The organism is Bradyrhizobium sp., from assembly GCF_019242285.1.
In the GTDB taxonomy this organism is placed as follows: domain Bacteria; phylum Pseudomonadota; class Alphaproteobacteria; order Rhizobiales; family Xanthobacteraceae; genus Bradyrhizobium.
This window is the reverse complement of sequence record NZ_JAFAVV010000715.1, coordinates 1-10368: the sequence shown is the minus strand read 5'-3', so window position 1 is coordinate 10368 and position 10368 is coordinate 1. Positions and strand designations below refer to the sequence as shown.

Here is a 10368-nt window from a genome sequence, read left to right as displayed (position 1 = left end):
CTCCCGGCCTCGATAACTACGCATCAATGGGTGAGGTGCAGCGGCTGCACGTCGAGGAGATCTACCTTAAGGTCATCCGGTTTCTCCAAACACATGTGAGCTGACGCTACCAGCACAGGTTGGAAACGACATTGCCGCGCTTGTCCTTCAGCACCATCGGGCAGTCGAGCCGCTTCAGCGCCACTTTCGCATCCTCGTCACCGAGATCGGCGGCCCGCTTGTAATAGGCCTTCGCGGCCGCCGCGTCCTTTGGTCCGCCGCGCCCCTCCTGCGCGAAGATGCCCATCTGCAACAGCGCGCCGGGATGGTTCTGCGCCGCTGCCTTCTCGAACAGGCCACGCGCACCGGCATCATCCTTCGCGCCGCCGGTCCCCTCGGCCAGCATCATGCCGAGCTGATACTGCGCTTCGGCATTGGTCTCGGCGGCTTTGCCCAGAAGCTGCCTCGCCCGCACTGGGTCGGATGGCGTCCCACCGCCGCCGAGTGCGGCAAGATTGCTGACGCCGCGCGGATTGCCAGCCTCGGCCGCGCGGGAGAACAATTTTCGCGCCTGCTCGTCGTCCTTGGCGACGCCGGCGCCGGTGGCATAGAGCACACCGAGCTCCACCATGGCCGAGGTCGAGCCCTTGTCGGCCGCCTTCCGCCACGCCGCAACCGCTTCGGGCACCTGCCGGTTGGCGGCATAGGCTCGGCCGAGCTGGTACATCGCACGGCGCGAAGCGCCTGACGCCTGCTTGCAGAACCGGATCGCGGTGGCGATGTCGGCCGGCGCGATCTCGCCGACGCCTCTGGTATCGGCCGGCTTGTCCGGATCGCTCGGATCGGCGGCCAGGCGATCGCACAGCACGAGATCGGCAGACTGCGCATGGGCCGATGGCGGCGCGAGCGCCGCCATGACGAAGGCGATGGCCGCAATCGCGAAGAACACATTCCGCTGGAAATGAAATGTCATGACCGGCCGAGGTTTTCGTCCTCGCGAGAGAAACTCAAGGCTCCAGTCCCGCCGCCCGCAGGACGGAAGCCGTGTCGGAGGAGCCAAGGAATTTCAGGAACGCATCGGCCGCCTCGATCCTTTCGGAGGCCGCCATGCGGCCGGCGGAGAACACCACCGGTGTCTGCAGGCTGGTCGGGATCGGACCGACGATCTCGACGCCCGCCACCTGCTTCAATTCGCTGATCTGCTGCACGGCGAGGTCCGCTTCTCCTGTGATCAGCCGCTCGGCGGTGAGGCCGGTGGTGATCGTGGCCTTGGCGTTGATGGCGTCGGCAATGCCTAAGCGCTTGATCAGATCGGCGAAGAAGATGCCGCTGGCGCCGATCCGCGAATACGCCACGGATCGGGCGCCCAGCAGCGTCTTGCGAAGCGCCTCTTCGCTCGCAATGTCAGGACGAACCGCACCGGCCTTCACGGCGATGCCGACATGGGAGCGTGCCAGATCGACCACGCTTGCCGCAACGACTGCGCCTTTGGCCACGAGCTCATCGAGACCTTCGCGCGTCAGAATGAGGACGTCCGCCATCTCGCCCTGGCGCAGGCGCTCCAGCAGGCCGAGGGTCGGGGCGAAATCCGCGTCGATGCGCGCGCCGTTCGCTGCCTCGAATTGAGCGGCGAGCTCCCCCATCGCCCCCTTCAGGCCGAAGGTCGAGAGCAGACGGACCGCATGCTTCATCGGCACTCCCCAATCTACAGCCGGTGCATCAGCTTGAGCTCGGCCGACAGCCGCAGGCTGCGCTTGCCGGCCAGCGCCATCGCTTCCAGATAGGCGCCCTCGGCATCGCAGGTGCCGGAGAAGCCGATACCCACTTCGCGGCCGCCGAACACGGGATCCTGATCCTTGGCGGGCGTGTGCTCCTGGTTCAGGATCTGGCCCTTCCACCGGCCGTGCTGGGACGTGTAGCTGCCGACATAATAGAACAGGGTGTCACCGCCGAGAATGCGGCCGCCATGCAGCAGCATCACGCCGGTCAGGCCGGCGTCGACACCATCGAGCGTCCTCAAGCGCAGCGAATAGAGGCCGTCGACGACACCACCCTCACCGACGCCGCCGGCGGTCGGTACCGGCTCCTCTTCCACCGGCGTCAGGACAGCGCGGAAGACGGCGCCCGGAAGCTCCTTGAGCGTGCCCTCGAAGCGGTAGAGAGTGCCGTCCGGCCTGCCACGCGTGATCAGTGTCGAGGTGTCGAGCCCGGCGGCCGACCGAAAGGTCTGGTCGGGATTGTGTCGTATCGTCTTGATCTCGACCGCAACCTCGTCGTCAGCCTCCTCGTAGGTGCCGATGTGGGCGAACGCCGAATTGCCGCCCAGCATCTTGCCGCCGTGCACATACATGACGCTGCGCGCGGAAGCCTCGTTCACCTGGTATTTCACCGTATAGAAGCCCCCGAACACGACCGACCCCTGGCCTGCTGCTGATGACGCCCCTCTCTCTTGTAGCGCCGTTCGCCGCCCCAGGAAAACGAATTGAGCACCCAAAAAAACATGGTCCGCCAGCGCTGGCGGACCATGCAGCCTGGGCTCTCGCCCGGACCAACGTCATGCGATCAGACCTCGAGCGGCAGCCTTCTAGGCGGCTGCCTTGGCGCCGGTGGGAACCGTCGAGATCGTCTTCAGGATCTGCGAGGCGATCTGGTAGGGGTCGCCTTGCGAGTTCGGGCGACGATCTTCCAGATAGCCCTTGTAGCTGTTGTTGACGAAGGAATGCGGCACGCGGATCGACGCGCCGCGATCGGCCACGCCCCAGGTGAAGGTGTCGATCGAAGCGGTTTCATGCTTGCCGGTCAGACGCATGTGATTATCCGGGCCGTAAACGGCAATGTGATCGGCACGCGCGGTCTTGAAGGCGTCCATCAGTTGCTCGAAATACTCCTTACCGCCGACATCACGCATGTACCTGGTCGAGAAGTTGCAGTGCATGCCCGAGCCGTTCCAGTCGGTGTCGCCGAGCGGCTTGCAGTGGAACTCGATGTCGACGCCGTACTTCTCGGTGAGGCGCAGCATCAGATAACGGGCCATCCACATCTGGTCGGCCGCGGTCTTGGAACCCTTGCCGAAAATCTGGAATTCCCACTGGCCCTTCGCCACTTCGGCGTTGATGCCTTCATGGTTGATGCCGGCGGCAAGGCAGAGGTCGAGATGCTCCTCCACCATCTTGCGGGCGATGTCCCCGACGTTCTTGTAACCGACGCCCGTGTAATAAGGGCCCTGCGGCGCCGGATAGCCGGAGGGCGGAAAGCCGAGCGGCCGGCCATCCTTGTAGAAGAAATACTCCTGCTCGAAACCGAACCACGCGTCGGCATCGTCGACGATGGTCGCGCGCCCGTTCGAGGAATGCGGGGTCTTGCCATCGGGCATCATGACTTCGCACATGACGAGGACGCCGTTGGTGCGGGCGCCGTCGGGATAGACCGCGACCGGCTTCAGCACGCAGTCAGAGCTGTGGCCCTCGGCCTGCATGGTGGATGAACCGTCGAAACCCCACAGCGGCAATTGTTCGAGCGTTGGGAACGAGGCGAATTCCTTGATCTGGGTCTTGCCGCGCAGATTCGGCGTCGGCGTGTATCCATCAAGCCAGATGTACTCGAGCTTGTATTTCGTCATTGAGCCTCTCTGTTGATAATCAAATTCAGGCGGGGAACCGAAGGAAATGGTCGCCGCGCGCCTACCCGGCCACGATCGGCCGTTTTGTCATGAAGCATTTAACGTGCCAGCCGCTGCAGTGCGGCATGCGGTCGAGCCGTCCACCATCCGTTCGGGAACCTGGAGGTACGTGCGAGTAAGGGTGCGACATAGCAGCGCGGCCAGCCTCTCCCCTGAGCGGCCGGACCTCGTGCGAAGTGGCTGATTCTCGCCTGTTTCTTCGGCATGCGCGGCGTGGCCACGGTCGATCGCTCAATGCGACGTCAACTGCCGGAGCCGTCCGCCTATCCAATCGCGGCGTGCCAGCAACCTTGACGCCAGCTCACGCGTTAATCAGCCGCAGCCTGCCCTCTGAAAAGCAGCACGAGAAATGCCCACGAAATATACAGAAAGTGATTTTCTTTTAATCACGTTGCATTGGGAGGAGCAGCGCCGATATCGATTCACTTAACCACGCACGAACGAGTCGGGCGCATCATGGAGCGTTCGGCCGAGGAGAAGAGTGATGAACACGAGCCTCAATCACGGATCTGCCAAGATCTATCAATTCCCGGCCGGGGGCCGCGCGGCTCTCGGCAACCGTCATCCCGGCGAAGTCAAGCCGGTCGATCAGAACACGCCACGTCTCACCGAAACGCTGTGCAGCGGCAGCTGGTACCACCAGGCGGCCATCGATGAGGCCAAGCCGAAATGGGAGCGCTGATGCCGGCACCGGCGTTGACGAAGCCAATCTGCTGCCGCGGCGGCGCAAGACACGAGAGCTGAAGAGGGTCGAAACGAGGTTTCGGCCCTTTTTCTTTCTTATCCCATTGATCCATCCCCGGCGTCATTTCCCCGCCGCATGGCTTGGCTTAAGCTCGCGCCATGTCAGATGTTCCTGCACGACATCTCAACCTCGAAGGCGCCAGCAATTTTCGCGACCTTGGCGGCTATGCCACCTCCGACGGCCGCACCGTTCGCTGGCGCCAGATGTTTCGTTCCAATCATCTCGGCCATCTCACCGCCGGTGACATCGAGGTGGTGCGCGGGCTCGGCGTTCGCCGCGCCTTCGATTTTCGTGGACGGGAGGAACGGATGGCGGCGGTCTGCGGCCTCGCGGAGATCACCGTTCATTCGCTACCGATCGAGCCGACGGTGGTCGCGGCGCTGCGCGCGCGGCTGGCGGCGGGATCGCTGTCGGCGGAGGCCGCGCTGGAGGTGATGCGTGAGTCCTACCGCAGCTATGTCCGCCTCAACACCCACAGCTTCCGCGCGCTGTTCGCGCACCTGTTGGACGACCACGCGCCGCTGGTGATTCATTGCACCGCCGGCAAGGATCGCACCGGCTTCGCCTGCGCGCTGGTGCTGCACGTGCTCGGCGTGCCCGATGACGTGATCGCCAAGGATTATCTGCTCACCAACGACTTCTACCGCCGCGATCCGGCTTCCGGCACCGATCTGCCCGAGGACGTGCGGCAGGCGATCGGATCGGTCCATGCCTCTTTCCTCGATGCGGGATTCGAGGCGGTGCGTGCCGACTATGGCGATCTGGAGGGCTACCTCGAAGGCGGTTTGAAGCTTGGGCCGCAGGAACGCGAGGCCCTGAGGGCCCGCTACCTGCAATCCTGACTCAACCTGCGGCGCGGCCTCTCAGGCCGCCGCTTCCATTTCGGCTTCGGCGTCGAGGTCGGCGATGACCTCCTCGAAGGCCGAAATCGCCTGCTGGACCGCTGCGATCTGCATCAGCTCCCAGCCGCTGATCGGACCGCATCGATTCTGCAGGGCAACGACCAGGTCTCGCCGCTGCTCTTTGAGCTGGACGAGTGGCAATCCGTGGTCGGGCAGATTTCCCATGGCTATACTTCTCCAACCCCTTGAATCGGACGCGACCAACATAGCCGTCCATCTCTGCCGCGCGCTTACGAAACCTCGAAGAGTTTTAACAAAATCAGCCGTCAGACTACGGGTACTGCCCCCGGCACCGGCCCGACCGCCCTCTCGATCGCGGCCTCGAGTGCCGCGGTAACGCATTGCGTTGCCCATTCGCTCATGTGCAAACTGTCACCGTCGAGGACCAGATCGGCGGGCTTGGCGCCGTCCGTGAGGCACCATTGCTCCATCAAAGCAAACCGCCGAAACAGGTTGACTTCGGCCTCCCTGGCGACGTCGGAAATCAGTGACACCATGTGCCGGGAGTCGCTTTCTTTCGATCCCAGCAGCGCCGGCACGAATTGCAAGTCCATCAGAATGACGTCCGTCGCGTAGCCCTTCAGCCAGCTCAATCCGGTCGCGATGGTGCGCGCGACGGCAGCAAGGTCATACAGATCGCTGTGAAAAATGGCGTTGCTGCCGACCTGCCAGATCACCAGCGTGGCCTGCTCCGCCAGCACATCCGGTTCGAACCGCGCCAGCTCCTCGGGCGCTTCCTGCCCGCCGATGCCGCGATTGAGAACGTCGATCATGCGGCCGGGATAGCGGCTCCGCAACGCCAGTTCCAGCCGCGGCGGAAACGGCATGACGCTGCCCTCACCCGAGACCGACGAGGAACCGATTGCGACGATCTTGATCTGTCGTTGCCGTTGCAACGCCAGCCTCAGATGTGGCAGCCCGTGCTGGAACGCAACGATCTCGGGGTGGATGTTGCAAGGCCTCGTCGTGTCCGTCATGAGCCCCACAGTCCTGCAATGTTGGCGCACTGATCGCGAAAACCGCGACGTTTTGCAAGTCGTTTGCAAGCCGTTTTCTTGCCGCGATATGGTGCCCTCGAGAGCTGGAAACGGAGCAACCCGATGAACGGAAAAGCGCTCGTCATCACCGGCGCGCTGGGCGCGCTGGGCCGGGTGGTGGCGGAAACCGCGCTGGCGCGTGGCGCGAAAGTCGCCGGTGTGGATCATGCGACCACGCAGACTGCCGCGACGGCGGAGCGGATCGAGCTTGGCGGCGTCGACCTGTCGGATGCCGCGCAGGCAAAGAAGGCGATCGACGCCGCGGCCTCGCATTTCGGCCGGCTCGACGCGCTGATCAACATCGCCGGCGGCTTCACCTTCGAGGCGATCGCCGATGGCGACGCCAGCGGATGGCAGCGGATGTACGCGCTCAACGTGCTGACCGCCCTGCACGCGTCGCGCGCGGCGCTGCCGCATCTTGCCGCCTCCTCCGCCGGGCGCATCGTCAATATCGGCGCACTCGGCGCGCTGCAGGCGGCCGCAGGGATGGGCGCATACGCCGCCTCGAAAGCCGGCGTGCATCGCCTCACCGAGGCGCTGGCCAGCGAGTGGAAGGGCAAGATCACGGTCAATGCGGTGCTGCCGTCGATCATCGACACCGCCGCCAACCGCGCGAGCATGCCGAGCGCGGACTTTTCCAAATGGGTCGCGCCGGCCGAACTCGCCGAGGTGATCCTGTTTCTCGTCAGCGACGCCGCGAGCGCCGTGACCGGCGCGCTGATCCCGGTGAATGGACGGGTCTGATACGTCGCGCCTGTCGGGGTCATCGGGAACGGAGTACCCGCGGAACGCGCTGGGCGATGTGAAATATCGCCGCTGCACGCAATGCCGATCCTGCTAGGCTTGCAACACTGAGTCGCAGAGATCGGGGCCGTCTTGGAGACCGCGCTTTACCTGCCCGTCAAACGCTTCCTGGAAAAGCTCGGCTTCACCGTGAAGGGCGAGATCGGCGGCTGCGACCTCGTGGCACTGAGCGGCGACGACCCGCCGATCGTCGTGGTCGGAGAGATGAAGGTCGCCTTCAACCTGGAGTTGATCCTGCAGGCCGTCGACCGCGCCGGCGCCTGTGACGAGATCTGGCTTGCAGCCCGAATGTCGGCGCGCGGCAAGGGGCGCGAGAGCGACGCCCGTTATCGCAACCTCTGCCGCCGGCTCGGCTTCGGCATGCTCGGCGTTACCAGCCGCGGCGACGTCGAGGTGCTGGTCAAGCCGCCAACCGCGGCCCCGCGCCGCGATCCAAAAAGGCGCTCGCGCCTGATTGCCGAACACCGGCGCCGCATCGGCGACCCCGCAACCGGCGGCTCGACCCGCGCGCCGATCATGACGGCCTATCGCCAGCAGGCGCTGGCCTGCGCTTCCGCCCTGTCGCTCGGGCCGCGCAAGGTGCGCGATCTCCGCGTCGCGGTCCCCGACGCCGGAAAAATCCTTCTGCATAACGTGTATGGCTGGTTCGATCGCGCCGAACGTGGCATCTACGGGCTGACGGAAGCCGGCCATGCGGCATTGAGGCGCTGGCCGCAGCCCGTTGAATTCACGTCGGTTTGTGACAGTTGAAGCACATGTGAATTTTTATTGTGAACGCATGGCAGCCCTGCCGGGACTACTTATTTATTGCAACGCAGCATGTTGCCTTCTAGGTAACCCGCGTCAAACGAGAAACGGCGATGAACGAAGATTGGATTACCAAGTATGGACCGCGGCGCGTCAGGCGTGAACCGCCGACGCTGGAAGAGGCTATTTTTGCTGCGGTCGGCATCACCGACGATCCGGAGCAGCAGGCTGAAATCGCGGCTTCCCTGATGGGTCTTCCGCTCGACGCGGTGCTGCCCGAGGTGAAGAAGCATGCGCGCGTCAATGCGCGCACGTCGACGACGCGGGTGATTGCCGGCGAGCAGGGTGCGCAGCGCGCGGTCGTGGTCGAGCGGCGGACGGTTCGCAAATTCACCGTCGAGAAGCGCGCGAGCCCGCTGGCGCGGTCGTCCTCGCGCTGATGGTTTGAGGTCAGGCGCGCTAGGCGGCGCGATCCGCTCCGTAAACGCGGGTCAGCAACTTCCAGAGCGCGCGGTTGAAATTGATGACCGCGCGCCAAGACCAGCGGCGCGTCGAGCGCCATCCTGGCGAGTTCGACCCTCGGCTGCCGCCTGATCTCGATCGTTCCCGTCGGCTCGCCATGGTGAAAACACCATGTGCGCGCCAAACTTGCAGGCAAGCGTCCGCATCGCATGGTTCTGTGCGCCGGTGGTGACCCGCAGCCGGCGATAATCCTTCCAGCGCGCTTCCGCGATCAGCCGCCTGAACAACAGGCTGCCGACGCCGCGACGCCGTATGCAGGCTTCGACGCTGAAGGCGATCTCAGGCCGTTCTCCATGTAGGCGACGACGAGGATGCCGTCGCCGGCGCAACGCGCCGCATAGCGGTCGATGAAGCCGTCATCGAGATAGCCGTTGAAGCGATCGTGCCGGCTTTCCGGGTCCAGCCGGAGCAGATGATCGCGGAGCAGTGGAAGCTCCTCATGCCGGCTCAGGGTCCGTACGTAGCCGAAGCCGGGCCGCGGACCAAAGGCATCCGATGTGACCACTTCAACTCAACTCCTCTTGGAGGCCCTCAAGGAGGCGTCGAATCCCTAGAATTCGAATATTGTGCAGCGCATCATGGAATTCAAGACCGCTCCCCCGGGGCGCGAATATCCGTTGACAGTCCAAGCAGTTGGTTAATGCAATCAAAGTCCCGTATTCATCCGAGGACCATCTGAGTCTGGGTGACCAGGGCGACAAGCTTGCCGTCCTCGGTCTCGATCCGCGTCTGCCACACCTGGGTGCGACGGCCGCGATGCACCGGAGTGGTGACGGCCACCAGCGTCGCGCCCTGCTTCGCGCCACTGATGAAATTGGTCTTGCTCTCGAGCGTGGTGGTACCCTTGGCATCCTCGGGCAGATTGATCACCGTCGCCGCTGCGCCGACGGAGTCGGCAAATGCCATCAGCGCGCCACCGTGAACGATCTGGTTCAGCGTGCACAGCTCCGGCCTGACCAGCATCCGCGCCACCACGCGGTCCCTGTCCGCTTCGATGAACGTGACGCCCTTCAGCTCCGCAAATGGCAGCTTCATCGCCTGCAGTTTCTCGAGCGGCGTCATCGATGGCCCTCCTCTCGTCCAGTCATTTTCGCGGATCAAGCATGACCGGTGGCGGGAGGCTCGGCAATGACCTCCGGGATCATTGCCCACCCCGACCTTAGGCCTTTTCCAGCCCGCACCATTCAGCAACGAACAAGGCGATCGTCTTGGTCGATTTGCGCAGCGACTCCAGGTCGACGTACTCGTTGAAGCCATGCGCCGCAGCGCCGTCGGCGCCGAAACAAAGGCTCGGGATGCCGTAGTTCAATCCATAGAAGCGCGTGTCGGTGAGGGCGGTGAAGACGAGATCCTCGACCGCGCCGCCGTAGACGGCGCCGAAGGCCTTGCCGAACGCAGCTTCCGGCTCGGCTGAATCCTTCAGCTCGTAGCCCTCCGACAGAAAGCCCGACCATTCCACCTCGGGCGGGTTGTTGGACAGGAAACGATGATCGTGCGACGCAGACGACACGCAGGCCAGTATCTCCTTCTGGCAATCGGCGACCGACCAGCCCGGCAGCACCGCGATGCGGCAATCAACGTTGCACCATGCCGGCACGCTGGACGCCCAATCGCCGCCCTTGATGATCCCCGGATTGAAATTGATGGGATGGGCGAGCGCCTTGAAATGGCGATCGCCCCTGGCACGCTCGTTCCACTCGATTTCGAGCTTCTGCAGGGCCTCGATCAGGTGATAGGCCGCCGTGATCGCGTTCGAGCCCGCGCCTGCGGTCGCGACATGCACGGGGAAGCCGCGCACCTTCAGGCGAAACCAGATCACGCCGACCTGCGAACGCACCATGTGGCCCGAAGTCGGCTCCGGGATGAAACAGCAGTCGGCGCGATAGCCGCGTTGCAGGGTCGAGAGCGCGCCGACGCCGGTACTTTCTTCCTCGATCACCGATTGAAAATGGA

The 10368-nt window shown here is 64.1% G+C and carries 13 protein-coding genes and 1 pseudogene; 5 read left to right on the top strand and 9 right to left on the bottom strand.

Translation table 11 applies throughout. The annotated features are described in order from the left end of the window. Positions 1-106: 106 nt before the first annotated feature. The 4 genes from JOY90_RS28940 to JOY90_RS28925 form a co-directional block, all read right to left on the bottom strand. Positions 107-895, bottom strand: coding sequence for a tetratricopeptide repeat protein (locus JOY90_RS28940; RefSeq protein ID WP_291694510.1), 789 nt, complete (start codon positions 893-895; stop codon positions 107-109). A 91-nt stretch (positions 896-986) separates the two neighbouring features. Beyond that, on the bottom strand, positions 987-1670 hold the full coding sequence (locus JOY90_RS28935) for a substrate-binding domain-containing protein (RefSeq protein ID WP_291694509.1): 684 nt from the start codon (positions 1668-1670) through the stop codon (positions 987-989). Positions 1671-1684: 14 nt separating this feature from the next. Continuing rightward, complete coding sequence (locus JOY90_RS28930) at positions 1685-2389, bottom strand: GrlR family regulatory protein (protein ID WP_291694508.1); 705 nt, start codon at positions 2387-2389, stop codon at positions 1685-1687. 174 nt (positions 2390-2563) lie between these two features. Next, complete coding sequence (locus JOY90_RS28925; RefSeq protein WP_291694507.1) at positions 2564-3598, bottom strand: glutamine synthetase beta-grasp domain-containing protein; 1035 nt, start codon at positions 3596-3598, stop codon at positions 2564-2566. A 541-nt stretch (positions 3599-4139) separates the two neighbouring features. Here JOY90_RS28925 and JOY90_RS28920 point away from each other — a divergent pair. Together JOY90_RS28920 and JOY90_RS28915 are read left to right on the top strand one after the other, a co-directional pair. Further along, on the top strand, positions 4140-4340 hold the full coding sequence (locus JOY90_RS28920; protein WP_291694506.1) for a DUF2735 domain-containing protein: 201 nt from the start codon (positions 4140-4142) through the stop codon (positions 4338-4340). 161 nt (positions 4341-4501) lie between these two features. Continuing rightward, entirely contained in the window at positions 4502-5245 is a 744-nt protein-coding gene (locus JOY90_RS28915; protein ID WP_291694505.1) for a tyrosine-protein phosphatase, read from the top strand. A 21-nt stretch (positions 5246-5266) separates the two neighbouring features. On the opposite strand, the gene JOY90_RS28910 is transcribed toward JOY90_RS28915, so the two are convergent. Beyond that, positions 5267-5470 carry a hypothetical protein gene (locus tag JOY90_RS28910; RefSeq protein ID WP_291694504.1) on the bottom strand — a complete coding sequence of 68 codons (204 nt, stop codon included), beginning with the start codon at positions 5468-5470 and terminating at the stop codon, positions 5267-5269. Between the two features lie 101 nt (positions 5471-5571). Then, positions 5572-6078 (bottom strand): SGNH/GDSL hydrolase family protein, encoded by a 507-nt coding sequence (locus JOY90_RS28905; RefSeq protein WP_291694503.1) that lies wholly within the window; start codon positions 6076-6078, stop codon positions 5572-5574. A 327-nt stretch (positions 6079-6405) separates the two neighbouring features. On the opposite strand from JOY90_RS28905, the gene fabG reads away from it, so the two are divergent. The 3 genes from fabG to JOY90_RS28890 all read left to right on the top strand — a co-directional run bounded on the left by fabG (position 6406) and on the right by JOY90_RS28890 (position 8333). Further along, entirely contained in the window at positions 6406-7086 is a 681-nt protein-coding gene (gene fabG / locus JOY90_RS28900) for a 3-oxoacyl-ACP reductase FabG (RefSeq protein WP_291694502.1), read from the top strand. Positions 7087-7218: 132 nt separating this feature from the next. After that, positions 7219-7896, top strand: a complete 678-nt coding sequence (locus JOY90_RS28895) for a DUF2161 domain-containing phosphodiesterase (protein ID WP_291694501.1) — start codon at positions 7219-7221, stop codon at positions 7894-7896. A gap of 110 nt (positions 7897-8006) precedes the next feature. Further along, complete coding sequence (locus tag JOY90_RS28890) at positions 8007-8333, top strand: hypothetical protein (protein WP_291694500.1); 327 nt, start codon at positions 8007-8009, stop codon at positions 8331-8333. A 19-nt stretch (positions 8334-8352) separates the two neighbouring features. On the opposite strand, the pseudogene JOY90_RS28885 reads toward JOY90_RS28890, so the two are convergent. The 3 genes and pseudogenes from JOY90_RS28885 to JOY90_RS28875 all read right to left on the bottom strand — a co-directional run. Beyond that, positions 8353-8920: pseudogene (locus JOY90_RS28885) on the bottom strand (N-acetyltransferase family protein). A 155-nt stretch (positions 8921-9075) separates the two neighbouring features. After that, positions 9076-9477 (bottom strand): PaaI family thioesterase, encoded by a 402-nt coding sequence (locus JOY90_RS28880; protein WP_291694499.1) that lies wholly within the window; start codon positions 9475-9477, stop codon positions 9076-9078. A 97-nt stretch (positions 9478-9574) separates the two neighbouring features. Next, a partial coding sequence (locus JOY90_RS28875; RefSeq protein WP_291694498.1) for an ArgE/DapE family deacylase occupies positions 9575-10368 on the bottom strand: 794 nt, incomplete at its 5' end.

Excerpts from the sequence above, each read along its gene's own strand:
- JOY90_RS28880 (WP_291694499.1), bottom strand. The coding sequence starts at position 9,477 with ATGACGCCGCTCGAGAAACTGCAGGCGATGAAGCTGCCATTTGCGGAG.
- JOY90_RS28935 (WP_291694509.1), bottom strand. The coding sequence starts at position 1,670 with ATGAAGCATGCGGTCCGTCTGCTCTCGACCTTCGGCCTGAAGGGGGCG.
- JOY90_RS28925 (WP_291694507.1), bottom strand. The coding sequence starts at position 3,598 with ATGACGAAATACAAGCTCGAGTACATCTGGCTTGATGGATACACGCCG.
- fabG (WP_291694502.1), top strand. The coding sequence starts at position 6,406 with ATGAACGGAAAAGCGCTCGTCATCACCGGCGCGCTGGGCGCGCTGGGC.
- JOY90_RS28910 (WP_291694504.1), bottom strand. The coding sequence starts at position 5,470 with ATGGGAAATCTGCCCGACCACGGATTGCCACTCGTCCAGCTCAAAGAG.
- JOY90_RS28915 (WP_291694505.1), top strand. The coding sequence starts at position 4,502 with ATGTCAGATGTTCCTGCACGACATCTCAACCTCGAAGGCGCCAGCAAT.
- JOY90_RS28905 (WP_291694503.1), bottom strand. The coding sequence starts at position 6,078 with ATGATCGACGTTCTCAATCGCGGCATCGGCGGGCAGGAAGCGCCCGAG.
- JOY90_RS28940 (WP_291694510.1), bottom strand. The coding sequence starts at position 895 with ATGGCGGCGCTCGCGCCGCCATCGGCCCATGCGCAGTCTGCCGATCTC.
- JOY90_RS28890 (WP_291694500.1), top strand. The coding sequence starts at position 8,007 with ATGAACGAAGATTGGATTACCAAGTATGGACCGCGGCGCGTCAGGCGT.